The sequence below is a fragment of the Agreia bicolorata genome (assembly GCF_000938265.1).
Taxonomy (GTDB): Bacteria; Actinomycetota; Actinomycetes; order Actinomycetales; family Microbacteriaceae; genus Agreia; species Agreia bicolorata.
The window spans coordinates 48,684-75,486 of the sequence record NZ_JYFC01000003.1; the positions used below are offsets into that span (position 1 = coordinate 48,684).

At 63.0% G+C, this 26,803-nt stretch carries 19 protein-coding genes; 12 read left to right on the plus strand and 7 right to left on the minus strand.

All coding sequences use genetic code 11. From position 1 onward, the window contains the following. The first annotated feature begins 116 nt into the window (after window positions 1-116). A complete protein-coding gene (locus tag TZ00_RS07115; protein WP_044440545.1) occupies window positions 117-1,379 on the plus strand; it encodes a D-arabinono-1,4-lactone oxidase in 1,263 nt (420 codons plus the stop codon). A 175-nt stretch (window positions 1,380-1,554) separates the two neighbouring features. Here TZ00_RS07115 and TZ00_RS07120 read toward each other — a convergent pair whose 3' ends face one another. After that, window positions 1,555-2,565 (minus strand): LacI family DNA-binding transcriptional regulator, encoded by a 1,011-nt coding sequence (locus tag TZ00_RS07120; protein WP_044440547.1) that lies wholly within the window; start codon window positions 2,563-2,565, stop codon window positions 1,555-1,557. Between the two features lie 102 nt (window positions 2,566-2,667). Between TZ00_RS07120 and rhaI the strand changes: the two genes are divergently transcribed. Further along, window positions 2,668-3,831, plus strand: coding sequence for an L-rhamnose isomerase (rhaI, locus tag TZ00_RS07125; protein ID WP_044440549.1), 1,164 nt, complete (start codon window positions 2,668-2,670; stop codon window positions 3,829-3,831). A gap of 236 nt (window positions 3,832-4,067) precedes the next feature. Continuing rightward, entirely contained in the window at window positions 4,068-5,603 is a 1,536-nt protein-coding gene (locus TZ00_RS07130) for a DHA2 family efflux MFS transporter permease subunit (RefSeq protein ID WP_084605971.1), read from the plus strand. A gap of 557 nt (window positions 5,604-6,160) precedes the next feature. Here TZ00_RS07130 and TZ00_RS07135 read toward each other — a convergent pair. Further along, on the minus strand, window positions 6,161-7,144 hold the full coding sequence (locus TZ00_RS07135; protein WP_078712993.1) for a hypothetical protein: 984 nt from the start codon (window positions 7,142-7,144) through the stop codon (window positions 6,161-6,163). A gap of 905 nt (window positions 7,145-8,049) precedes the next feature. On the opposite strand from TZ00_RS07135, the gene TZ00_RS07140 reads away from it, so the two are divergent. The 3 genes from TZ00_RS07140 (at window position 8,050) to TZ00_RS07150 (ending at window position 12,434) form a co-directional block, all read left to right on the plus strand. After that, on the plus strand, window positions 8,050-8,811 hold the full coding sequence (locus TZ00_RS07140) for a DeoR/GlpR family DNA-binding transcription regulator (protein WP_044440553.1): 762 nt from the start codon (window positions 8,050-8,052) through the stop codon (window positions 8,809-8,811). Between the two features lie 103 nt (window positions 8,812-8,914). Next, window positions 8,915-10,963, plus strand: coding sequence for a bifunctional rhamnulose-1-phosphate aldolase/short-chain dehydrogenase (locus TZ00_RS07145; RefSeq protein WP_044440555.1), 2,049 nt, complete (start codon window positions 8,915-8,917; stop codon window positions 10,961-10,963). 34 nt (window positions 10,964-10,997) lie between these two features. Beyond that, the gene (locus tag TZ00_RS07150; RefSeq protein ID WP_044440557.1) at window positions 10,998-12,434 is read left to right on the plus strand and encodes a rhamnulokinase; all 1,437 of its coding nucleotides are present in this window, start codon (window positions 10,998-11,000) and stop codon (window positions 12,432-12,434) included. 66 nt (window positions 12,435-12,500) lie between these two features. Here the strand turns inward: TZ00_RS07150 and TZ00_RS19235 are convergent, their stop codons facing one another. After that, window positions 12,501-12,983 (minus strand): MepB family protein, encoded by a 483-nt coding sequence (locus tag TZ00_RS19235; protein WP_161793741.1) that lies wholly within the window; start codon window positions 12,981-12,983, stop codon window positions 12,501-12,503. 953 nt (window positions 12,984-13,936) lie between these two features. Here TZ00_RS19235 and TZ00_RS07165 point away from each other — a divergent pair. The 4 genes from TZ00_RS07165 (at window position 13,937) to TZ00_RS19615 (ending at window position 19,077) form a co-directional block, all read left to right on the plus strand. Continuing rightward, window positions 13,937-14,695, plus strand: coding sequence for an ABC transporter ATP-binding protein (locus TZ00_RS07165; protein WP_044440561.1), 759 nt, complete (start codon window positions 13,937-13,939; stop codon window positions 14,693-14,695). Continuing rightward, entirely contained in the window at window positions 14,692-16,080 is a 1,389-nt protein-coding gene (locus tag TZ00_RS07170) for an ABC transporter permease (RefSeq protein ID WP_044440563.1), read from the plus strand. Before TZ00_RS07165 ends, TZ00_RS07170 begins: the two co-directional genes overlap by 4 nt. Continuing rightward, window positions 16,077-18,677, plus strand: a complete 2,601-nt coding sequence (locus tag TZ00_RS07175; RefSeq protein WP_052521377.1) for a DUF2156 domain-containing protein — start codon at window positions 16,077-16,079, stop codon at window positions 18,675-18,677. Before TZ00_RS07170 ends, TZ00_RS07175 begins: the two co-directional genes overlap by 4 nt. A gap of 238 nt (window positions 18,678-18,915) precedes the next feature. Beyond that, the gene (locus TZ00_RS19615; RefSeq protein ID WP_161793742.1) at window positions 18,916-19,077 is read left to right on the plus strand and encodes a hypothetical protein; all 162 of its coding nucleotides are present in this window, start codon (window positions 18,916-18,918) and stop codon (window positions 19,075-19,077) included. Between the two features lie 810 nt (window positions 19,078-19,887). On the opposite strand, the gene TZ00_RS20315 is transcribed toward TZ00_RS19615, so the two are convergent. Beyond that, the gene (locus TZ00_RS20315; protein ID WP_044440565.1) at window positions 19,888-20,223 is read right to left on the minus strand and encodes a hypothetical protein; all 336 of its coding nucleotides are present in this window, start codon (window positions 20,221-20,223) and stop codon (window positions 19,888-19,890) included. Between the two features lie 341 nt (window positions 20,224-20,564). Between TZ00_RS20315 and TZ00_RS18745 the strand changes: the two genes are divergently transcribed. Then, window positions 20,565-21,989, plus strand: a complete 1,425-nt coding sequence (locus TZ00_RS18745) for a sigma-70 family RNA polymerase sigma factor (RefSeq protein WP_052521378.1) — start codon at window positions 20,565-20,567, stop codon at window positions 21,987-21,989. Window positions 21,990-22,116: 127 nt separating this feature from the next. After that, entirely contained in the window at window positions 22,117-23,343 is a 1,227-nt protein-coding gene (locus tag TZ00_RS07190; protein WP_274519271.1) for a heparan-alpha-glucosaminide N-acetyltransferase domain-containing protein, read from the plus strand. A gap of 20 nt (window positions 23,344-23,363) precedes the next feature. Here TZ00_RS07190 and TZ00_RS07195 read toward each other — a convergent pair whose 3' ends face one another. The 3 genes from TZ00_RS07195 to TZ00_RS07205 all read right to left on the minus strand — a co-directional run bounded on the left by TZ00_RS07195 (window position 23,364) and on the right by TZ00_RS07205 (window position 26,794). Continuing rightward, window positions 23,364-23,918, minus strand: coding sequence for a TetR family transcriptional regulator (locus tag TZ00_RS07195; RefSeq protein WP_161793743.1), 555 nt, complete (start codon window positions 23,916-23,918; stop codon window positions 23,364-23,366). Between the two features lie 100 nt (window positions 23,919-24,018). Then, window positions 24,019-24,666 (minus strand): class F sortase, encoded by a 648-nt coding sequence (locus TZ00_RS07200; protein WP_152631111.1) that lies wholly within the window; start codon window positions 24,664-24,666, stop codon window positions 24,019-24,021. Continuing rightward, on the minus strand, window positions 24,659-26,794 hold the full coding sequence (locus TZ00_RS07205; protein ID WP_084605972.1) for an isopeptide-forming domain-containing fimbrial protein: 2,136 nt from the start codon (window positions 26,792-26,794) through the stop codon (window positions 24,659-24,661). The genes TZ00_RS07200 and TZ00_RS07205 overlap by 8 nt, the downstream gene beginning before the upstream one ends. Between the last annotated feature and the right edge of the window lie 9 nt (window positions 26,795-26,803).

Here is a 26,803-nt window from a genome sequence, read left to right on the forward strand (position 1 = left end):
CAGGAGTTGCAGAACGTCAGAATATGGGACTCGTGTTTCGGCACGATTAAGCGTGCGCGTCGGCGGTGTAACGTCACTCACATTGCGCAATCAGACCATCAACGAAGAAGGACCCCGTGAGCCACGACTCCGAGCTGAACTGGGCGGGCACGCTCGAATACGGCGCCGCCGACATCATCGACGCCACCACGATCGACGAGGTCTCCTCCCTCGTCGCCGGCGCGAAACGCATCCGTGCCCTGGGAACACGGCACTCGTTCAGCGACATCGCCGACACCAACGCCCTGCTCGTAACGGTCACCGGCATCGAGCCCGACTTCGTGCTCGACGAGGATGCCCGCACCGTGACGGTCGGTGCGGGAACGCGCTACGGCATCCTGGCCCGCTTTCTCGAAGACCACGGCTGGGCGCTGCACAACATGGGCTCGCTGCCGCACATCTCGATCGCAGGAGCCATCGCAACCGGAACGCACGGCTCGGGCAATGGCAACGGAGTGCTCTCGACGGCCATCTCCGCCCTCGAGCTCGTCGTCGCCGACGGCTCGCGCCGGGTCATTCGCCGCGGCGAGCCCGGCTTCGATGGCGTGGTCGTGGGTCTCGGGGCGTTCGGTGTCGTCGTTCGGGTGACCCTCGACATCCAGCCGTCTTTTCAGGTTCGGCAGGATGTCTACCGAGGCCTGCCCTGGGACGTTCTGCTCGACGACCTCGAGGGCGTCACAAGCCTGGGTTACAGCGTGAGCGTGTTCACCGACTGGGTCGAGGAGACGATCGCGAACTTCTGGGTGAAGACGCGCATGGATGCCGGCACCGAGGTCGTCGACGAATGGCGCGGGGCCAAACGCGACATCGTGTCGGCCGGCGCGCTCTGGGAGACCTCGGACGACAATCTCAACGAGCAGGGCGGTGTCGTGGGGCCGTGGCTCGAACGACTTCCGCACTTCCGGCTCGACCGCATTCCGTCGAACGGCGACGAGATCCAGACCGAGTACTTCGTTCCGCGGTCGCAGGGCGGCGACGCCCTTCGGGCACTCCGGGCACTCGGCCCGAAGATCGCGCCGCACCTTATGATCACCGAGCTGCGCACCGCGGCCGCGGACGATCTCTGGCTGAGCATGGCCTATCAGCGGGACTCGCTGATCATCCACTTCACCTGGAAGAACGAGCCCGAGGCCGTTCTCGCGCTCCTGCCGCAGATCGAGGAGGCGCTCGCGCCGTTCGAGGCGCGACCGCACTGGGGCAAGCTCAACACGGTGGATGCCGCGACTCTGGCTCGCCTGTATCCGCGCCTCCCCGAGTTCCGGGCTCTGGCCGCGGAGTGGGACCCGACGGGCGCGTTCCGCAACGCCTACCTCAACAGGCTCATCTTCACGGGCGAGTAGCGCAGGCACTCGCTCGGCTGCGGGCTATCCCGCGCCATGTGGCGGTAATCGACCTAACCAGACCCGGATAGGTCGATCTTCGCCACATGGCGCATGCGAGCGAGTGCCCGTCTGTCACGAATCGACCTTGTCGCGACATTTTGAGTCGATTCGCGCCAAGCGGCAGTGAGCCGCCTCAGGCCTGCGTCGACGCGCGCACCACAAGCTCGGGCTGGAAGACGACATGCCTCGGTGGCGAGGACGGGTCCTGCACCTCAGCGAGCAGAATCTCGACCGCAGTCTTTCCGATCAGCGCGCTCGGTTGCCGAATAGACGACAGCGGCACCACGGCGGCGCTGGCAAAGTCGATGTCGTCGTAGCCGATGAGAGCGATCTGCCCGGGAACAGCCACGTCGGCCCCCTGCATCGCGAACGCCTGCAGCAGTCCCATCGAGACGAGGTCGTTCGCCGCGAAGATCGCGTCGGGCCGCAGGGCCGGCGCTCGCCCAACGATGTCGGCTCCCGCCGCTCGGCCCGCCAGAACGCTCAGCGCGTCGATCTCGATGACCTCGAGCGAGACATCCGGATGCGCCGCGACGGCCGCGCGGGCGCCCTCGAGTCGGTCGGCCACCTGGCGGATGCCCATGGGCCCGCCCACGAAGGCGAGCCGACGTCGCCCGAGCGAGATGAGGTGGTCGACGGCGAGCCTGCCACCGGCGAGATCGTCGACCGACACCGAGCTGAACTCACCGTCGGGGCTCGACCTGTCGACGAGCACGGCGGGGATGCCGCGCTGTTTGAGCCGGATGAGTCGTTCGGTGATGTCGGCGTAGGCAGAGATGACCATGCCGTAGACGCGCTGCTGCTCGAACAGGTCGAGATAGGTGGCCTCACGAGCCGGGTTCTCGTCGCTGTTGCCGAGGGTCACCATAAGCCCTGAGCCGGCGGCCTCATCTTCGGCCCCGCGCGCCAGATCGGTGAAGAACGGGTTGCGCACGTCGAGGACCACCATGCCGATGGTGCGACTGCGTCCGTTGCGCAGCTGCCTGGCGGCGTCGTTGCGAATGAAGCCGAGTTCGTCGATGGCCCGCTGCACCCGTTCGACCGCGGACGGCGACACCTTCTCTGGATGGTTCAACACGTTTGAGACCGTGCCGACGGAGACGCCGGCACGCAGGGCGACATCCCGAACGCTCGACGCTGACATGCACCCCACCCTACGGGCCAGCACCGCGGTCTTGTGAATCCATTCATCGTCACCTAGCCTTGATCGTATTGAATCGATTCAAAGAAGAACGGAATATTCCCTATGGTGCAATTCAGCGACATCGCCACCCAGCTCGAGGGGCAGTCCATCGAACTGCCCTCGTGGGCGTTCGGAAACTCGGGCACGCGATTCCGCGTCTTCGGCACCCCCGGAACCGCGCGCAACCCGGAAGAGAAGATCGCCGACGCTGCCCAGGTCAACAAGTACACGGGCCTGTCACCCAAGGTGGCCATCCACATTCCGTGGGACAAGGTCGACGACTACGCTGCCCTCGGCGCCTACGCCAACGACCTCGGCGTCGAGCTCGGAACGGTGAACTCGAACACCTTCCAAGATGAGGACTACAAGTTCGGCTCGCTCACCTCGTCGAACCCGGCCGTGCGCCAGAAGGCCATCGACCACCACTTCGAGTGCATCGACATCATGCATGCGACGGGCTCGAAAGACCTCAAGGTCTGGCTCGCAGACGGCACGAACTACCCAGGGCAAGATGACATCCGCGGCCGTCAGGATCGCCTCGCCGAGTCGCTGCAGACGATCTATGACCGTATCGACGCCGAGCAGCGCCTCGTTCTCGAGTACAAGTTCTTCGAGCCGGCGTTCTATCACACCGATGTTCCCGACTGGGGAACTTCGTACGCCCAGGTCGCCGCGCTCGGAGAGCGCGCCCTGGTCTGCCTCGATACCGGCCACCACGCTCCGGGCACCAACATCGAGTTCATCGTCGCCCAGCTGTTGCGCCTCGGAAAGCTCGGCTCGTTCGACTTCAACTCGCGCTTCTACGCCGACGACGACCTGATCGTGGGCGCGGCCGACCCGTTCCAGCTGTTCCGGATCCTCTACGAGGTCATCCGCGGCGGCGGCTACGGACCCGACTCGGCCGTGGCCTTCATGCTTGACCAGTGCCACAACATCGAGGCCAAGATCGCCGGCCAGATGCGCTCGGTGCTGAACGTGCAGGAGATGACCGCGCGTGCGTTGCTCGTAGACCGCGAGGCACTCACCGCAGCACAGGAGTCCACCGACGTTCTCGGTGCGAATGCGATCCTCATGGACGCCTTCTACACGGATGTCCGTGGCCCGCTGGCCGAGTGGCGCGAGTCTCGCGGTCTTCCGGCCGACCCGATCGCCGCTTTCCAGGCATCCGGTTACCAGGAGAAGATCTCGGCCGAGCGCGTCGGCGCCCAGGCCAGCTGGGGCGCGTAGCGACCCGCCGATCCCGCCGTATCCGCGCCCGCTCGGCGCATCCGCCGCCCCTCGACCGGGCGCGGATGCACCGGGCGGGCGCGCTTGTGCGCCACGGGTCTTTCGAGTGTCGGGGGAATAGTGGAGAGTGGGGGCAGGTTCTCCCGACGAAGCGAATTCCGCGAGCCGTCGCTCTGCTCGCCTCCGCTCCCCCCTCACGCTTCTAAAGCAACACCGTCCTCAGCCCTGGAGTTCTCGTGACTGATCACCTCGCCCCGCCCACAGACTCCCTGCCGGCCGTCGCGGCGTCCACTCACCACGACGCACCCGGGTCGCCCTGGGCATCCGACCCTGCGCTCGCCGGGCGCAACCGTCTCGTCATTTCTTTGCTCCTCGTCTCGGCGTTCGTTGTGATCCTCAACGAGACGATCATGAGCGTGGCGCTGCCGGTGCTTATGAAAGACCTCGACATCGCCGCCGAGGCGGCCCAGTGGTTGACGACCGCGTTCATGCTCACGATGGCCGTGGTCATTCCGATCACAGGCTTCCTGCTGCAGAGGTTCAACACGCGTCCGGTCTTCCTCGCGGCGATGGCGCTCTTCAGTGCGGGCACGTTCATCTCGGCCATGGCGCCCGGTTTCGAGGTTCTGCTCGCGGGTCGCGTCATCCAAGCCAGCGGAACAGCCATCATGATGCCGCTGCTGATGACCACCGTGCTCAACCTCGTGCCGCCCGCAACCCGCGGCCGCACGATGGGCAACATCTCGATCGTCATCTCGGTCGCGCCGGCGATCGGCCCCACGATCTCGGGCCTCATCCTCAGCGTGCTCGACTGGCGTTGGATGTTCTGGATCGTTCTGCCCATCGCCGTCGGTTCGCTGGTGCTCGGCTTCCTCAAGATTCCCAACGTCACCGAACCGCGCAAGGCTCCCATCGACGTGTTCTCGGTCATCCTCTCTGCATTCGCCTTCGGCGGCCTGGTCTACGGGCTCAGTTCGATCGGCGGCCACGGAACCACCGAAGGCGGCATGCCCGGCTGGCTGCCGCTCGTCGTGGGCGTCGTCGCCCTGGCCGCGTTCATTCTGCGTCAGGTCATGCTGGCCCGCCGAGAGAAGGCGCTGCTCGACCTCCGGGTCTTCCGCTCGTCGACATTCTCGGTGGCCATCGCCATGCTCGCGATCAGCATGATGGCCCTCTTCGGCACCCTCATCATCCTGCCGCTGTATACGCAGAACGTTCTTGGGCTCAACACCCTGTCGACGGGCCTGCTGCTGCTTCCCGGTGGACTGCTGATGGGCGTTCTGGCTCCGTTCGTCGGCCGCATCTACGATCGCTTCGGCCCTCGGGTGCTGCTGATTCCGGGCTCGATCATCGTGAGCGCCGCGTTCTGGGGCATGACCCTCTTCACCGCCACCACAGGGTGGGGCTGGGTACTCGCCGCCCACGTCACCATGAGCCTTGGCCTCGCGCTGCTCTTCACGCCGCTGTTCACCGCGGGGCTCGCATCTCTCACCCCGAAGCTCTACTCACACGGCAGCGCCGTGGTGGGCACGGTGCAGCAGCTCGCCGGTGCGGCAGGAACCGCGCTGTTCGTCTCGGTCATGTCAGCCCAGGCGATCGCTCTCTCGGGCGGCGGCACTCCGAGCGCGGTCGACACGGCCGGTGGAATCCACGTGGCCATCATGTACGGCGCGTTCATCTCGCTCGCCGCGATCGCGATCTCGTTCTTCGTCAAGGCACCCGCGCAGCCGTCCGCCGAGGGCGCGCACGACGCGATGCCCGCCGGCCACTAGGCGTCACCGCTGCGCCCTCGACTGGCCCGAGAAATTCGGCGGATCAGTCGAGTGTCGGTCGCGGCGAGAGCAGTCAGGCTCGACCACCGGATCCAGAAGTCCAAAACCCTCTTGTCTCGGTGCAAGTAGAAGAAAACAGGCCGCTTCGGTTCACAATGGCTTTGTGGATCAGCCGTGCGGCTCACGTTGCGTAAGCACCCTCTTCCTTGGCTCGCTAGAAAATGGTGGTCGCCCAGACCCGAACTAGGCGACCACCAGCTGCCGGATACCCGCACCCGGCAGCACCGAAAGGACGAACCTTCCGGAGCTCATGAAACATATGAAGACAGTGGAGTAACGATAAGGATCGACAGCGCTTATCCCTGCGAGCTGCCAGTCGTCCTGCCCGGTTGGGCAGACAGAGGATCTCGCAAGATTCAACGGATGACGCGGTTGGGTCGATTGGAGGGGGTGCCGGACTCAACCGCGTCATCCACCTGAAGAGAGAGACGAGGCAACGATTCATGACGCAAAACCGCAAAATATTCATTGGATCGGGGATACGAGCAATGAAATGTCTATCTTTTCGCCCGGAAAGTGGATGTGCTGAAGTCGATGGAACCGATTCCGGAGAGCGGCCGGTTGTGTCGAAGGGATGTCTTTCGGACGCGGTGTGCGCGAGCCTTCCTGCTGGCCTTGCGTTCTATTGCCCACAGGTCCCGAATCAGAGTCAGTCTCCTTCGCCGGATGAGCATAAGGCCGCCTGCGGCCAAATGGCGGTGTAGCGATGACCAATGATTTGTCATCGGCAGAACGAGCGGAACGAAAGGTAGCGCAAGTGAGACCAGCGCGCCGGTTGTCAAGATCGCTGACTGGGGGCGATACCAAGGCGTGAAGGCCACAAGCAGCGTCGTGGGTAGCCCTACCCATACTGTCCCCAGAATCCATACCAGGCAGCTCCAGCGTCGCTCATGCTCAAGCACTTGAGTGACTTGCGCTGCGATGGCCACTGACGCAACGAGAACGCAGGTTGTCGACAGAATCGCGGTGGTGCTTATATATGCGGCTGTCGCTGCGATCGGTGGAAAGTTGTGAGTCGATACGAGGGAAAGAAGCTCCATCGATGCCGTTGCTGCAGCTACGACAATGACGGACATAAACAGGAGGTGGAGCACTAGTTTCGTGATCGGGCGTCGATGGGCCTTATGACCTAACGGTATGAACGCTGATAGTCGGTGAATCGACCAGGCATTGACGGTGATCTCGGTTCGTATGCGGCGGCGTAGTAGCCGCCGGTTGCGTGCCCAAAACCACTCGATCCACTGGGAGACACCGACCGCCACAATCGTTGCCGCCATGATGACCCAGAGACGTCGTATGTCTTCGCTGCTGCCGATGGCACCGATCGCGCTCAGAAGGGCCGCGACGATGGCCAGACCGGCGAGCAGATGGGCGAACAAAGCGACCGAGACGTGATTGCGGATCTCGTGGGGAGTTTTGAGTCTTGACCGGCGCGCCAGGACTTGTGCAATGAGAAGAGACGTCAGCACGCCGATAATCATTGTGTTGAATGTGAGGGCATCTTGTTCGATGCTTCTGCCGAGGAGGTGGAGTTCGCGAGCGATGTGATTTCTGTGCTGCGTTTGAGACAACCCTGTGATCTGAAGCGTTACAAGGAATGTGAGGAATGCGGGAAAGAGGGTCGCGGCTGCATTTGTGAGAGTGGTTCCAATGCGGCGTCGTCGGGGGCGCTTACGCCACCACCCGTTGGCTATCCCTGACATGCGCACCTCCCTCTCACCACTCATTCATTCCCCCTCCTGCTACGCGACGAGCGTGGCCTCAGCAGATAGGCGGCAAGCGCAACGGCGGCAACTGAAAAAATGAAAATGCTCAGCAGAAGGCCCGGCGACGGGTTATAGATCGCACGAATTGTTCCAATGAAGGCCAACACTCCGAAGACCACTGACAGGATGCGAAGCGATAGGGACAAAGGAACAGAGCGGGTATCAGAGGAGCTCACGAGTGACCTTAGGCAGAAGAAAGAACGAGGTTCCGACTCACAACAGAGCTGAGCCGCTAACCCAGCACGATGTCCGCGGTTGCAGAGTCGCATTCACCGGGCATAGAACAAGAGACGCGGCGGGCCTTAACCGGAGGGGGGATCCGAACCCGACCGCGTCTCTCACCTGAAGAGAGTCCAGACGCATCATTTCGTTACGTCGAATATTCAAATCCGACAAAATCTGTCGCTTGGAGGTTCGTCACAACGGCGCTAACCACCACGTACTCAACGTATGAGTACCGGAACCTGACGACCGCGTGGGAGGCGAAGAAATCCTGTTGCAATGACCTTATGAATCCAAGTGCAATGTGGGTCGATACACGCCACGCGGGGTGCCCTGGCCGCACGGTCGACGTGTTACTTTATGTGAGATCTACGCCCGAGCTCACACGGAAGACGACCATGGCCACACTGCGCAGTTTCGGCGCCGAAGCGCGCCGCGACGCTCTGCTCGAAACGCTGCGCTCCGATGGCGGCGTGCGCCTCGAGGCCGCCGCCGAACAGCTCGGCGTCAGCGTCATGACCGTGCGCCGCGACCTCGACGAGCTGGATGCGGCGGGCCTCGCGAGACGGGTGCGTGGCGGCGCCGTGCCCGTCGCCGGCGCGCGGCCGTTCAGCGAACGCCGCGGAACAGGCCGTGCGGCGAAGACGCGCATCGCCGAGAAGGCCGCGCAGCTTCTGCCCGGCGCGGGGTCGATCGCGGTCGACGCATCCACCACCGCCGGAGGCCTTGCCGCCCATCTCGCCCCGAGCGGCCCGCTGACCATCGCGACCAACAGCTACGAGAACTTCGCGGCCATCACGTCGACCAGTGAGGTGTCGGCCATTCTGATCGGCGGCGAACTCGACGAGCGCACCGGCAGCTTCGTTGGGCTCATCGCCTGTCAGGCCGCGCAGTCCATGCTCTACAGCCGATTCTTCGCCTCGGCCTACTCGCTCGACGCGCCCAACGGCAGCTCAGAAGTGTCGCTCGCCGAGAGCCAGGTGAAGCGCGCGTTCGCCGAACGCGCCCGTGAGATCGTTCTTTTGGTCGACTCGTCGAAGCTCGGTCAGCAGGCCCTTGCCGTGGGTTTCGCATGGCATGAGATCGGCATCCTCGTGACCGAACTCGACCCGGCCGATTCCGCCCTCGAGCCATACCGGGATCTCGTCGAACTGCTCTAGGCCTCTTCCCTTCGACAGACTCAGGGAACGACAGTGTTGTGCGGCAGAGTTAGATTTTGTAACATCTAACAAAACGCAACAAACCCCGTGCATTGGAGCGCCCATGACTTCCCCCGAGACCCCCGTCGCCGCAGCCGAGCTGATCGCCCGCTCCAACCGACTCGGACAGGACCCGAAGAACACGAACTACGCGGGCGGAAACACCTCCGCGAAAGGCACCGCCACCGACCCGGTCACCGGCGAACAGGTCGAGCTCATGTGGGTGAAGGGATCGGGCGGCGACCTCGGCACACTCACCGAGAAGGGCCTCGCCGTTCTGCGCGTCGACCGCCTGCGCTCGCTCGTGAACGTCTACCCCGGCGTCGACCGCGAAGACGAGATGGTCGCCGCCTTCGACCACACCCTGTTCGGCAAGGGCGGCGCGGCCCCGTCGATCGACACGGCCATGCACGGTCTCGTCGACGCAGCGCACGTCGACCACCTCCACCCCGACTCCGGCATCGCCATCGCCACCGCCGCAGACGGCGAGGCCCTCACGAGCACCATCTTCGGCGACAAGGTCGTCTGGGTTCCGTGGCGCCGCCCCGGCTTCCAGCTCGGCCTCGACATCACCGACATCAAGCGCAAGAATCCGGATGCGATCGGCTGCATCCTGGGCGGCCACGGCATCACCGCGTGGGGAGACACGAGCGACGAGACCGAGGCGAACAGCCTCTGGATCATCGACACCGCCGCCGCCTACATCGCCGAGCACGGAAAGGCGGGGCCCTTCGGCCCTGCCCGTGACGGCTTCGGTGCGCTCGAGAAGGCGGAGCGCCGAGCGAAGGCCGCCGCCCTCGGCGCCACGATCCGCGGCCTCGCCTCGACCGACGCCCCCAAGGTCGGCAGCTTCACCGACGCCGACGTCGTGCTCGACTTCCTCGCCTCCAGCGAGGCACCGCGCCTCGCCGAGCTCGGCACCAGCTGCCCCGACCACTTTCTGCGCACCAAGGTCAAGCCGCTGATCCTCGATCTGCCGGCCGACGCATCCATCGAGGAGTCGATCGCCCGCCTCGTCGAGCTGCACGCCGAGTACCGCGCCGACTACCAGGCCTACTACGACCGGCATGCCACGGCCGACTCCCCCGCCATCCGCGGTGCCGACCCGGCGATCGTGCTCGTTCCGGGCGTGGGAATGTTCAGCTACGGCGCGAACAAGCAGACCGCCCGCGTCGCCGGCGAGTTCTACATCAACGCCATCAATGTGATGCGCGGCGCCGAGTCGCTGTCGAGCTACGCGCCCATCGAAGAGAGCGAGAAGTTCGCGATCGAGTACTGGGCCCTCGAAGAGGCCAAGCTGCAGCGGTTGCCCAAGCCCAAGTCGCACGCCACGCGGGTCGCGCTCGTCACGGGTGCGGCATCCGGAATCGGCAAGGCCATCGCGACCCGCCTCGCGAAAGACGGCGCGTGTGTCGTGATCGCAGACCTCGACCTCGAGAAGGCTCAGGATGCCGCCGCGCAGCTGGGATCGACCGACGTCGCCATCGGCGTGCAGGCCAACGTGACCAGCGCAGACGAGATCCAGGCCGCGATCGACGCCGCCGTTCTGGCCTTCGGCGGACTCGACCTCGTGGTGAACAACGCCGGGCTCTCGCTGTCGAAGCCGTTGCTCGACACCACCGAGGGCGACTGGGATCTGCAGCACAACGTCATGGCCAAGGGCTCGTTCATGGTGTCGAAGGCGGCCGCCAAGGTACTCATCGAGCAGAAGATGGGCGGCGACATCATCTACATCTCTTCGAAGAACTCGGTCTTCGCCGGCCCCAAAAACATCGCGTACTCCGCGACCAAGGCCGACCAGGCGCACCAGGTTCGCCTGCTGGCGGTCGAGCTCGGCGAGCACGGAGTGAAGGTCAACGGCATCAACCCCGACGGCGTCGTACGGGGCTCGGGCATCTTCTCCGGCGGATGGGGCGCCAAGCGGGCCGCCGTCTACGGCGTGCCCGAAGAGGAGCTGGGCGCGTACTACGCCAAGCGCACGATTCTGGGCCGCGAGGTGCTTCCCGAGAACGTGGCCAACGCGGTCTCGGTGCTCACAGGAGAAGATCTCACGCACACGACCGGACTGCACATTCCCGTCGACGCGGGCGTCGCGGCGGCCTTCCTGCGATGATGCTGGTCATGAAGACCTCGTCGAGAAAAGCCGCATGACCGCCGCGGTCGCCGCCGTCGACCTCGGCGCCACCAGCGGCCGGGTCATGCTGGGCTTCGTCTCGCACAACGAGCTCAGCCTCAGACCGGTCGCACGGTTTCCGAACACTCCCGTCGCCACGATCGACGGGCTGCACTGGAACATCCTCGAGCTCTATCGCAATGTCGTCGCGGGCCTCGGTGCCGCCGTGCGCGAGGAGCCGTCGCTTCAGAGCATCGCCGTCGACTCCTGGGCCGTCGACTACGCCCTGATGCGCGGCAATCGAATGCTCGGAAACCCGTATCACTATCGCGACGAGCGAGGCGACGCCGGAGTCGAGAAGGTGAGTGCCGTCGTCTCGGCAGCCGAGCTCTACGACGCGAACGGCCTGCAATTCTTGCCGTTCAACACGCTGTACCAATTCGCAGCGGATGCCGTGGCCGGGTCGCTCGATCAGGCCGAGACCGCGCTGCTCATCCCCGACCTCATCACCTTCTGGCTCACGGGCGTCGCGCGCGCTGAAAAGACGAACGCGTCGACCACCGGACTGCTCAACGTGCACACCCGTGAGTGGGACGACGCGCTCATCACGCGCCTCGGCCTGCCTCGCGCTCTTTTTCCCGAGCTGGTCGAGGCGGGCACGCCGATCGGCACCCTGCTGCCGGCCGTCGCATCCGACATCGGCCTGTCGAGCCAGGCCGCCCGGTCGCTGCAGGTGACGGCCGTCGGGTCGCACGACACCGCATCCGCTGTGGTCGCCGTGCCCGCGACGGGCGACGACTTCGCCTACATCTCGAGCGGCACCTGGTCGTTGGTAGGCGTCGAACTGCCGAGCGCCGTGGTGAGCGAGGCGAGCCGCCTGGCCAATTTCACGAACGAGGGCGGCGTCGACGGCCGCGTTCGCTACCTCAGCAATGTGATGGGCCTGTGGCTGCTCAGCGAATCGGTGCGCACGTGGGAGAAGGCCGGCGGCTGTGCGATCGATCTGCCCGACCTCCTCTCCGAGGCCGCTGCGGTCACCACACCGGTCGCCGTCTTCGACGCCGACGACGCCCGTTTTCTCGCCCCGGGCGATGTGCCGTCGCGCATCGTCGACTGGTGCGCCTCGAACGGCGTGGATGCTCCCCGTACGAGAGCAGAATTCGTGCGGTCGATCATCGAGAGCTTGGCTCACGCCTACGCGGCCAAGATCGAGCAGCTCGCCGAACTGTCGGGCCGCAGCATCCGAACAATCCACATCGTGGGCGGCGGATCACTCAACGCCCTGCTCTGCCAGCTCACGGCAGACCGCACGGGCCGCACGGTTCTCGCCGGCCCTATCGAGGCGACCGCAATCGGAAATGTGCTCATCCAGGCTCGCGCCCAGGGCCTTGTGACTGGATCGCTCGAGAGCCTGCGCTCGCTCGTGGCCCAGGCGTTCGCGCCCGTCGTCTACGAGCCGCGCTCGCGCTAGGCCCCGCACTTTCGCCAAACCGGACGTGCCGGGCGGGCGCATCCTGATCTGACGTGGTCAGACTTGTTAGCGGCGGCTGAACTTCTTATCGGGGATGAAATCGTTTGTCGGATCGGCCAACAGATCGTTGGCGGCACTCTCGTCGTAGATGCCTCCCCGAGAGATCGGCAGGAACAGCGGCAACTGCCAAGCTTGCGTGATCGTGTCTGCCTTCCCGGCCGGGCATACCCAGGGAGGGAAAACCCGAAATTTGAATGCCGCCTTATTTTCTCCTCCTACGGGGAGCAGCCCGTGACGAATCAACGTCTCACGGGAAAAAATGAAGGCACCGAAGTTCCCGACGTCTCTGACAAACACAATAAGTACGTCGATGCGGTCAAGGACCATACCGCGCGATTCGTCAGCGTCACCAACTCGCCAGGTTACTGCCCTATATCCTTCTTTACGCTTCGCGGCCTTAGCTTCCCTAAACCGAACCCTGGAAGACCCCAGTTCGTGCTCGGGAACCACGGGCGAAGAAAGACGCAGAATCGGTTCTTTATAGGTCATGCGAGCGCCTTTCACTGCGCGCTCACCTCCTTCAATCGAATCCGACCAGCCTCTACAAGGAACGCTTTGGATGAAGGCATGAAGCGTCACCCCCCTCGCTGGTCGCCAATAGTCCCGCCACAAGGGCAGATGCCGGGTAGCCGGTTCGCTTGAGGGCATCTGGCGTTGCGGTTGGGAGCAGGCCGTCCCTCTGCCACATGCTCACCTCGTCCACCGTCACACCCGCAAGCCGTGCGAACACAGCGACAGAGAGGACACCGTCCACGCTCCTCAGCCGAATCGACTCCGCCCGAACCTGCACCACGTCAGCTATGCTCGCGACCGAAACGCCCGCATCGCGACAGCCAGCGAGAAGATAGTGCGTCGTTCGGACTGCGTCGCGAACCTCAGGCCCCACCGCCTTGCTCTCTGCCTCTAGGGCAGAGAGCAACAGGCAGCGAATTGACGCCGGAACATCATGCACCGTGAACTCCTGCTGATATGTAATCCACGTCTCGTGAAGGTCGTGGGTTGTGATTCGATAGGTGGAACGAGTTGCCTGGTTGGCATCCGAGCATGTGGGCGGTTAACGCGATCACGGGTGTGTCGACCACTTAAGAGAGAGCCGAACGGCCTCTTCGTGACGCGCAAAGCCAAAGATTTGCAGAAATCTCGCATGTTGCTCGTGGAGGGGCGGGGCTGAATTTTCGACCGGGCCCCAGGTACCACATGCCGCAAGAGGAATTCATACCCGCGCACGATTCGCTCAGCACCCGAGCTGGGAAGACTGAGGTCACTGCCTCGAGAACGCACAAGCACACATCAATCGTGCAGTACTCGCGCCGTGCACGGCGGGTGATATTCGGGTGAAATACCGCCGAAGCCACGTCACTCGGCGGCCGGGACCGCGTCACTCACGTTGACGCCACTTCGGGAATTCTCCGTTCCATCATCCAATCGAAAGGTCTGAATAGATGACGTCCACAACTCCTGCCCGCAGCGCAGCCCAATTGACGTCGGTGACCAAAACCTTTGGGGTAGCACCCCAGGAGGTGCAGGCATTGCGTGCGATCACCGTTTCGTTCAACGCCGGCGAGTTCACCGCGATCATGGGTCCGAGCGGGTCGGGCAAGTCAACCCTCATGCACCTGACAGCCGGGCTCGACCGCGCCACGTCCGGTCAGATACTGATCGGCGACACCGATATAACAGCGCTCGACGACGCTGCACTCACGGTTCTGCGCCGACGCCAGATCGGATTCATCTTCCAGTCCTTCAATCTTGTGCCCACCCTCGATGCTATGAGCAACATCGCCCTGCCGTTCGAACTCGACCGACGTGCCATCTCGCCCGAGGAGCGCAGCTGGATAGACCGCCTCGTCGACGAGCTCGGCCTACGCGACCGGCTCACGCACCGTCCACACCAATTGTCCGGAGGACAGCAGCAACGCGTCGCGATCGCGCGCGCCCTGGCGACACGGCCCGACCTCATCTTCGCCGACGAGCCGACGGGCGCACTCGACTCGCGGACGAGCCGCGAAGTATTGACCCTGCTGGCGGACGCATCCACGAAATACGGGCAAAGCATCGCCATGGTGACACACGACCCCGTAGCCGCAAGTTACGCCGATCGCGTGCTCTTCATCGCCGATGGGCAACTCGTCCATGAATTGCGTCGCAGCTCTGCCGAGGAGATCTCCCGCGCTGCGCTCGAATTGGAGACCCGCTCGTGAGCCTCGGCGAGACCCTACGGGGACACTGCCCGAGCATTCTCGTCTCAGCGCTCGGCGCGGCGTTCGGCTCCTGCTTGCTCACGACCATCGCTGGCCTTCAATCGAGCATCGAGGGCATATTCGGTCCAGGAGCCAGCTTCAGAACGGCGGTGTTTCTGCTGCATATCGTCGCGGGTACGTTCTTCGGCATCGCGCTCTTCGTCGGAGCCATCGTCACGGCGAATACCTTCTCGGCCGTCGTTGCCGGACGGGTACAGACCATCGCCCTCTATCGCCTTCTCGGGGCCTCGGCGCAATCTCAGCGAAGGGTGTTCCTCCGTGAGGGTGGCATGGTGGGTATCATTGGCGCCGTCACCGGGGTACTCGTCGGCATCGTCCTCGGGCTCAGCCTGCTCGCCGCGCTCGTGGCGAATGGATCGCTGACCGCGGCGCCTGCGTCGGTGCCCGCGACGGTCGCCTTCCCCCTTGTCGCCGGCGTCGTCACGACAACTGCTGCAGCGTGGGTCGGTTCCCGGGCTGTACTAGCTGTTTCTCCGCTCCAGGCGATCGAGGCGGCACAGGAGGCCCCTTTCGGTGCCGTTCGTAGACGTGGCATTCGCACAGGCGTCGGTTTCTTCTTCGTTATCGCAGGCCTCTTGGGTCTCGCACTCGGTGTCGTCGTGAGCCTAGACAATCCCAATGGCCTGTTCATTGCGATGCTCGGCGGCATGGCATCGTTCACCGGTTTCGTGATTTGCGCCAATCTCTTCATTCCTCGGGCACTCAACCTGGTGGGAAAGCTCTTCGGAAGTGGCCCCGAATCGCGGTTGGCCAGGGCCAATTCGCTACGCAATCCAGAGCGCAGTACGCGGGCGAGCATCGGAATCGTCATCGGCGTGACCCTCGTGACGATGTTCTGCGTGGCTCTTTCCTCAATGAATAGCTTTTTCACACCTGAGGTGCAGGCCGACCCTGACAATGTCGCTGCCTTCCAAGCGATGACAGCGGTCGCCGTAGGGCTGGTCGGGTTCTCTGTGATCATCGCCGCCGTCGGCGTCGTGAACGACCTCTCCATCAGCGTGTTACAACGCAGACGCGAGATCGGGCTGCTACGCGCTCTCGGCTTCACCGGCCCACAGGTGCAACGGACCATCGTTACAGAGGCGGCCCATATGGCAATCACCTCCGTTCTTCTCGGTCTTCTACTGGGAACGACCTACGGCTGGGTCGGCGTGCAGTGCTTGTATTCACGCCCGATGGCGGGCGGCGGATTTGTCGTTCCGACGGTTCCACCACTGCTCGTCGCAAGCCTGATCGCTGCGACTGTCGTGTTGACTCTCGCTGCAGTCGTGGTTCCTGCCCGAACTGCGACCGCCGTCTCGCCCATCGACGCGTTGCAGCGATGACGGCCAAGGTTGGATCCGCCGGAAGCTCGATGAAGAAGACCCTCAACCTCTCACATTCCCGACAAACCTGGGTGAACGGCCTTCGTCGTCTTCTGCAGGCTGCCCGCAGATGCCCCACCACCGTGGTGCTGTCCGCGACCATGGTCCTCGTGAGCCTGGTGGGCTTCATCGTTCCTCGTTCCGAATGGGGCTGGGACTTCCTCGATGGTGGAGAGAATGAGATCCTCCGACAACATCATTGGTGGGGCGCTCTCAGCTCTTTGCTGGCGGTCAGCGACGTAGCCGGGCTGTGTCTGACGGTTCTGGTGCTCGCTATCTCCGTCGGAGCTGTCGAACGGGTGATGGGCAGCTGGCGAACACTGCTGGCATATCTCGGAGGAGGCGTGCTCGCCTCGTTTGGCGGATCTGTCATCGGTTGGCTGGAGGAGACATATTTCTCTGCACTTCCGTTGAACGCGCCCTCGCGCGACGTGCTCTCCCCTTGGGCGTCAATTTTGTGCACCGTTGTCGCCGGCAGTGCATTCATGGGCACGCTCTGGCGACGTCGGGTCCGGCTTCTCGCAACAGTCCTTGCGGTCATGTTCTACCTCTATTCTGGTGCGGCTAACGACCTCTTCTCGCTTGTGGCGATTCCCATCGGTCTTGGGCTGGGCTTCCTGCTCGGAGGCTCCCACCCGGGAACCCGACTTATTCACAGCTCACATCACGAGATGCGAGTGCTTGTCGCCGCCGCCGTCGGGATCAGCGCCATCGGTCCCGTCGTCGCGACGATGTTCGGCGCCGGAAGGGGGCTTCTTTCCCCGTACGGATGGTTCGGCACAGACCAGGTCTACGTGATAGCCGGCCAGCCCTGCGCTTTTGGCTCGTCCGTCGCATGCCCCCTGCCAGCTGACGGGATCATCGATGACGACTTCGTCCATCAGTTAGTGCAGATGATGCCAGCAGCTGGCCTCGTCGGATTGATCCCGGTTGCTCTGGCTCTCGTCACCGCCTGGGGTCTTTTTCGGGGCCGACGAGAGGCACTGTGGATCGCGCTCATCGGGAACCTGGCGATGTTCGTCTATCTGGCACCCTTCGCGCTGAGCGAAGCCCTCTCGCTGGGAGACACGATCGCCGTGAACAGCCGGAGCGAGACACCGTATATCTGGCAAGACTTCGTAGCCATCATGGTGAGCGCAGTCCTACCGCTGGCGAACACCATCATCTTCATGGCGTCGCGTCGCCATTTCCGTGTTGCCACCCCGCGTCGCCTGTTCCGCCGATACATCACAGCCGTCTGCGGCACCGCGCTCGCCACTCTCGTCGCGACGGTGGCCGGGCAGATCATTTGGAAAGACCAATTCACACCGACGCCCTCGATCCTCGACATCCTTGTGTCGTCACCTCTGCGTCTTCTTCCACCGGGATTTCAGCACCCCGAGCTATACACCTTCGTCCCCCGCGGTTTCATGGCAGAAATCTTCTGGTATTTGCCTTCGGTGGTGTTCTGGAGCGCGGCGCTCTGGATAACCATCAGATTGATGGCGGTCCGTCCCGCGATCAGCGGCCAAGAGGAGCGTCGCCGCGCACGTGTATTGCTCGAACGTGGCGGCGGGGACACCTTGTCTTTCATGACCACCTGGGCCGGAAACCGCTATTGGTTCGCTCCCGACGCCGATGCAGCTGTCGCATACCGACTCGAGTCCAACACTGCGGTGACCCTCGGTGGCCCGTTCGGACCAGATTATGGCCGTCCCGACATAATCGAGTCATTTGTTCGGTACTGCGGGGACCACGGATGGACGCCCCTCTTCTACAACGTCGACGACCGCATCCGATTGATTCTCGAGGAACGAGGGTGGAGCTCGTTGCATGTGGCGGAAGAGGCGCTACTCCAACCCGCGGAGTGGGCGCCCACGGGGAAAAAACGTCAGGACATTAGAACAGCAACCAACCGCGCTGCACGTGAGAATCTTGCGGCGGTCTGGACTTCATGGGCCGAGCTGAACATTTTTCACCGAAACCAGCTGACTGCCCTCTCAGAGGAATGGGTCACCGAGAAGGAACTTCCCGAGATGGGTTTCACGCTGGGCGGCCTAGACGAGCTCACCGATCCAGCCGTTCGTCTCATGGTGGCGATCGACGAAAACGACAGGGTACAGGCCGTGACGAGCTGGCTTCCGCACTACGGGGCGGACGGTGTTGATGGCTACACGCTCGACTTCATGAGGCGCGGCCCCGAAGCTATGCCAGGCATCATCGAGTTCGTCATCGGCGCAGCCGCGGAGCAGATGAAGACCGATGGCATGACCGTCATGAGTCTCTCAGGCGCTCCGTTGGCTCGTCTCGGCACGCCTGACGGGGAAAGCGGGCGCATAGCGCGATTGCTCGACCTGCTTGGCCAGTCGCTCGAACCGGCATACGGGTTCCGATCGCTCCTTGCCTTCAAACGAAAGTTCCAGCCCGTGTTCGAACCCCGTTGGCTGCTGTATCCCGATGCGACGAAACTCCCTGCAGCAGGCATTGCCATCCTGCGTTCATACATGCCTCAGCTGACCCTGCGCGGGGCAGCACGACTGGCCCGCCAGCTCGGAGCCACCGAGAGGACACCGCGATGAGGAAGACTACGGCTACCATGACTACTCCGACCGGCCTATAGAGCATCGGCGATGTCACACGTTCGAAAGAAGTGGACCCCTCACCTAAAAACAGCCTCGTAATTCGGGGCTACTCGAGCAGGCTGTCGCTCGGGCGTGGGACGTGAAGTCCGCGACATGGCCCAATTTCATGAGAAAACCCGTCGATGGCTCTGTGGCAAACCGCATCGTCACATCGAAACTATTGAGCAAGAGACTGATGGCTGCGCGCTCGAACCACGGAGCGGAGGGGCTGCCCGCAGCGGCTGCACAGAATCGCACTCAGAAGTTTCTCATCTCGCCGTCACGATTCACGACCATCCGCATCTCTCACCCCGGAAGCCTCATCCTTCCGGCGCTACCGGATGCAGGCATTCGGTAGCAGATGGTCGCCTGGATCGGGACCAGGCGGCCATCCTTCGTCCGATGCCGAGAGAAACATCGTCTGACGAGAAACATCCGAGATGGTCAGCTCGGCGACGAGGGAACGGTCACTGACCTCGTGGACTCCGTCTGATCCGTGCGCCGTCGAGTCAGCCCCGCGCCCCGACGCAGCCCCTTGAAAAGGGTCACTCAGTGATCGGCCCTGTTCCGATGTATCAGGGCGACAGTCACATGACCAGATCTTTCGCCAGGACCACTGCGCCCGTCCGTGACGACGACGTCGTGTCCTGCTCATTCCAGGAGCGGTTCGAGTCCCTCTCTCAGGAGAGTGGAGTCATCGGCGAGGACGACGCGCATACTGTCCGTTTTCGTGGGCTGCGTGGCAGGACCGCCTCGAGGACTCCCAACGCCGATCCCTCCGATGGCGAAGGAGGGGCCGCGGCGTCCGACAGCCGAATGCGCAGGTGTACCCGAGCACGAGTTCATCGATGGCAGCGCAGAGCCCATGGCCGGTGAGAACGGGTGAATGCACTTCACGGAACGTCCTTCGAAGGTAGGCGATCGTAACGGCCACAACAGCCGCGAGGTTCGCGAGTTCCAGCCGTGCCGACGGCCCCGTCCACCACTGGGTCGCGGGGACATGGACATGACCCGAGCGGATGGGTGGTCCGCCGAGAACAGCGGCGCACACACAACCGATACCCACCCGCTCCAGGTGAGTGCGAGGCTCACGCCTGATGAGACGGGGGCGTAGACGATGCCGATTACACCCCAATCGCGCGAACGTGTCCGGATCCGCATGAAAGTATCAGAGAAGGGAATGCAGCTGCCGTAACCGCCGCCGCGAAAACAGCCGCGTTGAGAATCTGAGGTACTCGCCGTGCGAGGCAACCTCGATGCAGCGGCGGTCTATATCCACATCGAAGAAGGTTTCTGCGTGGCTCCAGAGATAGGTGCCGTTCAGGCCTGTCGTCGCGTACACCCATCCGTCGGATATCTGCAGCCGGGTGAGGGTGGGAAGCCTGTTTCGGCCCAAGATAGCGTGGAAAGCTCGCGCAGGGCTGATGCTGACTAAATATTCGGATGCCGGGGAGGCGTGCGTGCGGAATCGGTAATTGCCGTGTCCGGGGGTCGCTGCGGTCATAGGTCTGCCTGTCTTCGTGAGTGGCTTGAGGTGCCACTGTCTTACTTCTATAGACGCACGGGATTATCGATCATGACGACTGATCTCGGTCAAAAATAATCTGACTTGTGTCGTCATGATCTGCCCTCTTCAGCGTCCTTTATAGATGGGAGCCACCGCTGTAGATGAGAGGCGGCGCGACCCACCCTTGAGAGGATCCCTATGAACACCATGCCAGCGGCAAAACGACCTTGTGGTTCCCGCGATCATGCACGACCGCCGCTAGATCAGGTCGGGCAGACACCCACGGTAGAAGTAACGCTCGCGGTCAAGGTGACAGCCAGTCATCTGAGTAGCCTCCGATGAAGGACCTCACCGCGCTGTCGGATATGGCCCTTGTCTCAGAGACCCGCCGAGGTCACACCAACTCATATGCGGTGCTCTGGCAGCGTCACGTCGGCGCGGCAATGAACATGGCACGGTCCTTCACCTCGATCGATGCAGATGATGTCGTCGCCGAGGCGTTCACCCTCATCTACACGGCGATCCGGAAAGGTGAAGGACCCACGTCGGCGTTTCGACCCTATCTGTTCACCACACTGCGAAATGTTGCAGCAGGATGGGGGCGAGCCCACCGAGCCATCAGCATGGACAACCTTGATCAGTTCGCTGATTGGGAATCGCAAAAAGACACCTTCGATGGACTGTTAGACAAATCGCTCACTGCTACGGCATTCAATTCTCTGCCAAGGCGCTGGCAGGAAGTTCTCTGGTACTGCGATGTCGAATCGATGCCCCCACGGGAGGTCGGTTCGTTGCTGGGCATGAGGCCCAACGCAGTATCAGCCCTAGCAATACGTGCACGCGAGGGCCTTCGCGTAGCCTGGATTAGGGCACACCTCTCGTCAACGGACACAGAACCAGAGTGTTCACGCACCATCGAACGCCTCCCCGGTTGGGCGCGAGGCACTCTGACGGTGGCAATGGGCGAACGAGTGAACATGCATTTGGAGAGATGTCGCCGCTGCCGGGATATTGCGGACGAGGCATCGACAGTCAACACCCGTCTCGCTCTCGTTCTGCTCCCGCTTACGGTGGGCGCCGCCGGTGCCAGCGCATACTTGGCGACCGACTCTGGCTCCAGCGCGGCCGCAGTGAGCCTCGCATATGCGCAGCCCGAATTTTCGCTGCCGAGCATCCCTCATGGCGAGGGAACACGGACAGGTATCGTTGCCTCGCTCACAGCCGCCGGTGCCAGCGTATTAGTTGCCGGCGGCCTGTCCATCGCGTTGTCTCTCGGCCCGGCCCCGGCGGGATCAGAGTCAGAGTCGCGATCTCAGGCGCCGGCCAATCCTTCGTTGGAAACAACGCAAGAGCCTGCCCCTGTTACGCAACTCAGCATCGACCAGCCCCCTGCCCCCTCACCGAGCCAGGCTCCCGACGTCATCAACAGTGACGAGCCCCACGCCACAACTGCTGACCCCGACCCCGAGCCCGAGCCCAAAAGCAGCCCGGCCTCTGCGGACTCCGCTCCGTTGGATCCCGGTCCCGGCCCGACCCCCGACGACCCCCCTGTGGCATTCGACTCAGAGCCGCCGGCTGCCGATCCGCCAGCTGAGCATCCTGTGACGATGGCCCCCGCAGATCCTGCAATCACAACTGCACCTCAGGTGCCGATCGACGCGGTCCCTGACGGCGAAAACGCCGAGACCATGCCAGCCGAGCCTGAAGCAGCACTCATTAGCACCGTAGACATCGTCGATAGCTGGGCGAGAGGACTGTACTGAGCGGTCGTCAGATCAGTCCGCGGGCCGATGCGGATCAGCCCGAAAGCGGATGTGGCGACTGTATCGGCATTGGAAAGATGAGTTTCGCAATCAGCGCCTCCGACTGAAATGGATATCTACGATGCACATGAAAACCCGATTGACAGCACTGGCTTCGCGCTCAGCCACGCCATGGCGTCCTGATCGTGTAGTCGCTCTCGACATCGCTCGAATGATCGCACTTCTCGGAATGTTCTCCGAGCACCTCCTGATGGGTAATGCTCCGGAGGCGGTTCTGGCTGTGGTCACCGGTTTCCCTTCGACGATGTTCGCGGTGCTCGGCGGAGCCAGTGCCGCGGTTTCGACAAGAACCCTGATCAGGGCAGGAAGGCCGGCGGCCGCATGCCTGAGCGTCGCGGTACGCGGTTTGCTCATCGCGACCATCGGGCTGATTCTAGGCGCCGTTCCCCTCGTTATTGTCATGGTTCTTTCGTACTACGGATTCGCATTAATCGCGCTGGCTTGCGTTCTGCGCCTTCCGACGTGGGCGCTGGGCTGTCTTGCCGCCGCATTGAGCCTGGCCGGCCCTCATCTGATCCTCTGGGCACGGGCTACCGGAGCTGCCGGAGCCATCGCGTCTCCGTCATTTGCCAGCCCGCTCGAATTCCTTCAGACGATCGTGTTCACCGGCTTCTATCCGGCCATCACCTGGTTCACCTATATGCTCATCGGGCTCTGTGCGGGCCGCGCAGTGATCTCGGGTAGGGCACGGATCCACGTTGCAGCCGCGCTCTTTATCCCTGGCCTGCTCATGTTCATTGCAGGTTTCATCAGCGACATACTGAGCCGCGCCGCTGTCATCGACACACTCGTCGCCGACGGAACCTCTGCTCAAACCGCGCACAAGCTGGTTGAAAACGGCTACGGCACGCCGCTGGGATCAGGTTGGCTCGCCCTGCTCAGCGGGGCTCCCCACACCGGGACGACGGCTGACATCATGCGCACAGCAGGCATGGCCCTCGTAGTCTTCGGCGCTCTTCTGATGGCAATTCCGCGGGATTCCGCAAAGCTCCCTCTGCCCGGCAAGATCATCGCCCGAGCCGGCTCCGCACCTCTCACGATCTACATCCTGCACTTCTTCGGGTTCTACGCTCTCCTACTCATAGCCATACTCGCCGACTCATCAGGCGTGTGGGTATTCGGTCCAGTCGGAATCGCGATCCACACCCTTGCGGCGCTAGGCGTCGGAACCTACCTTCTACTCACAGACCGGCGCGGCCCGTTGGAGACGCTGATAAGTCGCATAGTCCGTGGAGCCGTCGACCGATTTTGCCCAGCGAAGCCCGCAGAGCCACGCACGCTCGAGACGATGTAGGATTCCGGGCGTCACTCGCGTCAGCGAGCAAGGATCTGTTCTACTACCGATCTACATTCGGCCAGCACAATGCGCCGTTGTGACGGACGTGTCGAGAACGCGTGAATCACAAGCGCATCGCTTATTCGAACCGATAGCTCGATGCGGTGATCGAGATCCGCAGGAACCTGTAGGTCGACATCCCGGGCTCGAATCACTCCCCCGAGAAACTCGGCGATGACTTGAGACTCGTTAGCCTCTGCACGGAGTCGATCCGGGATGGCGGCCGGCCCCTCGCCTCTACAGTAGGAGTCAACCCGCAAGGTGATGTGCAGAAGCACGACATCTTGCCACCTCGCACAGGTGCCTTGTGCGATCAGCGCAGTCATGGCGTCGCAGTACAGCTCCAGCGCCTGGGCGGCCAAGGCCCTTCGCAGAGCGTCATCGTTTCGAAAGTATCGATAGACAGCCCCGTCTGCCAGACCGCTCTGCTCCGCTACATCTTTCATAAGCAGGTCACCGGCATAGACCGTCCGAGATATCTCACGAGCTGCGGCAAGAATCCCGGCGACTGTTTCGCGCCCCCTGCGCTGCACGGGGACAACCCTGTATGCGCAGGAGGCGCCGATACGGGGATGCCGCCCATCGCCTCTCATGGTCTGCGGCACGCGGGAGTCAGATGTCATGCCTTCTGAGTCATTGTGCGGTGTCTTCTTGGGCTTCGATGACGACGTTCTGCGTCGTGGTTGCACCGTCAGCCCGTTGCAGACAGGTGATCACGACGAGACGCCCTGGAACCTCAGCCCACACGTCGGAGGCCTTCGCAACGTCGGGCTTGTCGATGACCTGCGACCCGGTGACCGTGTAGGACTTGTCGTCGACCACGATCTTCGCACCAAGGGCGACCTTAGAGGTGCGCTTGTCGACGTCGATGAGATAGTTTCCCGGCCCGGATCCACCATTTCGAAGCGAATGCATAACAACGAACACCGTGCCCGTCGCCGCATCAGCGGGAGCGACCCCGTAGTCACGAACCCAGTACGCAGAGGTGAACTCGGGGGGCTCGATCACCCCCTTCACGGAGTTCAACGAGCCCAGGGGCACATCGAGTCCGACAGAGTCGACGACGAACCGATCCGTGCCGTGCTGAGCGATAGCACCGGACTCCTTCGCCGACGGCGGATTGAAGTCCTCATACAGAACCCGATTGCCCTGCAGATCGACCGGTGCGGAGAAGTACTGGGAGATCCCGACTCCAGCGACAATCAGGGTCACAACGGCGACGGCGCCGACGGTGAGAAAAATCCACCGGCGGCGCCGCCCCTCAGACTTCAGTTCAGGCACGTTCACCCTGCTGGCGTCGACGCAACAGAACCATGGTCACCAGAGCCAGGAGCACCATCGCGGCACCGCCCGCACCCCCGATCAGCGGCAGAAGCTGAGCCGAGCCCACCGCACTACCACCGGTCGAGACCTTCGGGAAGTTCGGCGGAACGACAAACGTGGTGGTTTCACATCCACCCGGCGTGTCACACTGCCCAGCGAGGCCCGGGATAATGACGTTCCTCAGCTGCTTGTCACCCGTCATCGGGCTGTTCACCGTAAACGAATACGTCACCGTCTTGGTCTCACCAACAGCCAAAGGACCAGACCACGACAGAGTGTTACCCGACACCGTCGCACCATTACTGGCGTCACCGTTGTACGTGGCGTCATCCGTAACGTTCGACAGGTCGTCTGTGTACGAGGCCGGCTTGTCAGCCGTGATCGCATCCGGCCCGTCATTCGTGACAGTCACCGTGTACGTCACAACCTGTCCGGGCATCACCTCAGTACGATCAACCGACTTGTGAGTGACGAAATGCACCAGACCGGTGACTGTGCCACAGGGGCCAGGTTCGCACGGGGGGACCCCACCAGGCGGCGGCGGCGGCGTGGTGACGGTGTTACGAAGCTGGAGGTTGCCGGTATAAGGGTTATTGACCGTCACCGAGTAGGTGATGGTCTTCGTCTCGTACGCCGCGAGGGCACCCGACCAGCTCAGTGTGCTGCCCGAGAACGTGGCACCATTGGACGCGTCATTGTTGTAGGTAGCGTCATCGAGCACATCAGACATGTCGTCCGTGAACGAGGCCGGGTTCTCCGCCGTGTACGGCAGACCGGTCTTGTTGGAGACCGTCACCGTGTACGTCACCTTCTGCCCCGGTACAGCGCTCTGTTTCTCGTCCACCTCCTTCACGACGGTGTAGTGAGGGATCGGCGTGTTCGAGATCGTGCAGACGATGTCGTCCGCGACCGCAGGGATGACCGTCGCACTGGTGCCACTGTTCGCGGCCGGCAACGCCGTCGAGCTCCCCGTCTTCCGGTTCACACACGACCAACTCTGGGTGTACTCCGCGAGGCTCGTGCTGCCGCTCGATCCCGCCTCCGCCAGAGTGAACGGCGCTCCGTCCGGTGCGGGGAGAATGACGGTCGACCCCGTCGTGGACGTCGAGGCTGTCCCGGTCGTCGCCGAGGCGAGCACCGAGTTCTCCGGCGACGTGATCGACGTGTCAAAGGAATCCGACGGATTGACCCGAGCAACGACGTTCTTATCAAGCGTGAGCTTTGCGGTCTGGATGCCGAAGGCGATGGCGGATCGCTGCGGGGTCTTCCACGTTGCGGAGAATTGGGAGGGCGCGTTCGCCTTCACCAGCAACGCGGTCGACTTGCCGCCGGCGGTGTTGCTTGCACCGGCACCGGTTCCGGCACACGACACGTCCGTGGTGCCGAGGCCTTGGGGATTCTTGCAACCCCAACTGCCGTTGGGGGCCAGCGTCTCCAGTCTGTCGATCGGTTTGTCCGAGTTCCAGCTAAACGACTCGTTGCTGACGTTGTCCTCGGTATCGGCGGCCACGAAGGAGAAACCGGTAACTGCAGCCCCGTTCTTATCTGTCACGACGATGTCGCTGAAGGACATCGTAAGCCCGGCGGTCTGGCCGTTCGGCTGATTCCCACCGCCAGGGAACTTGCTGTAGATCGCGGGGCTACCAGGAACTCCCCGGTACGCATCCGTACCGAATGCAAACCGAGTTTCCAACGGAGTCGTCCGCGCCTCCACTCCGACATCGGTGAGACCATCTGTCGGAGTGTGCTTGACCGTCATGGTCAGCGTGTAGCCACCATCGAGTGTGATGGTGACCGGCTGGCCTGCGTCAGAGGAAGCGAGCGTGTCATCGTAGTTCGAGAAGTCGAACCAGCAGATCGTGCCAGCGTTTTCACCGTTATTGGCTGACGTGTTCGCATACCCACAGCCCTGGGGCGCGGCAGACGCAGACTGGGGCGTCAACAGCCCGCTAGGCCCAACGGCCGCAGCAACAGCTAAGAGCCCCGTCAGAAGCATCGCGGCGGGTCTCATCCGACGGGAACCCCCTGGATCTATCGACGGTTCTGCCGGCGCGGACCGGCGCTTAAAAAGTGAGGCAACACGCATAACTTGTTC

What these genes read in the sequence shown, in the direction of transcription:
- TZ00_RS07120 (WP_044440547.1), bottom strand. Translation starts at nt 2,565, where the DNA reads ATGTCAGCGTCGAGCGTTCGGGATGTCGCCCTGCGTGCCGGCGTCTCC.
- rhaI (WP_044440549.1), top strand. Translation starts at nt 2,668, where the DNA reads ATGGTGCAATTCAGCGACATCGCCACCCAGCTCGAGGGGCAGTCCATC.
- TZ00_RS07135 (WP_078712993.1), bottom strand. Translation starts at nt 7,144, where the DNA reads ATGATTATCGGCGTGCTGACGTCTCTTCTCATTGCACAAGTCCTGGCG.
- TZ00_RS07140 (WP_044440553.1), top strand. Translation starts at nt 8,050, where the DNA reads ATGGCCACACTGCGCAGTTTCGGCGCCGAAGCGCGCCGCGACGCTCTG.
- TZ00_RS07145 (WP_044440555.1), top strand. Translation starts at nt 8,915, where the DNA reads ATGACTTCCCCCGAGACCCCCGTCGCCGCAGCCGAGCTGATCGCCCGC.
- TZ00_RS07150 (WP_044440557.1), top strand. Translation starts at nt 10,998, where the DNA reads ATGACCGCCGCGGTCGCCGCCGTCGACCTCGGCGCCACCAGCGGCCGG.
- TZ00_RS19235 (WP_161793741.1), bottom strand. Translation starts at nt 12,983, where the DNA reads ATGACCTATAAAGAACCGATTCTGCGTCTTTCTTCGCCCGTGGTTCCC.
- TZ00_RS07165 (WP_044440561.1), top strand. Translation starts at nt 13,937, where the DNA reads ATGACGTCCACAACTCCTGCCCGCAGCGCAGCCCAATTGACGTCGGTG.
- TZ00_RS07175 (WP_052521377.1), top strand. Translation starts at nt 16,077, where the DNA reads ATGACGGCCAAGGTTGGATCCGCCGGAAGCTCGATGAAGAAGACCCTC.
- TZ00_RS19615 (WP_161793742.1), top strand. Translation starts at nt 18,916, where the DNA reads ATGGCTGCGCGCTCGAACCACGGAGCGGAGGGGCTGCCCGCAGCGGCT.
- TZ00_RS20315 (WP_044440565.1), bottom strand. Translation starts at nt 20,223, where the DNA reads ATGACCGCAGCGACCCCCGGACACGGCAATTACCGATTCCGCACGCAC.
- TZ00_RS18745 (WP_052521378.1), top strand. Translation starts at nt 20,565, where the DNA reads ATGAAGGACCTCACCGCGCTGTCGGATATGGCCCTTGTCTCAGAGACC.
- TZ00_RS07190 (WP_274519271.1), top strand. Translation starts at nt 22,117, where the DNA reads ATGAAAACCCGATTGACAGCACTGGCTTCGCGCTCAGCCACGCCATGG.
- TZ00_RS07205 (WP_084605972.1), bottom strand. Translation starts at nt 26,794, where the DNA reads ATGCGTGTTGCCTCACTTTTTAAGCGCCGGTCCGCGCCGGCAGAACCG.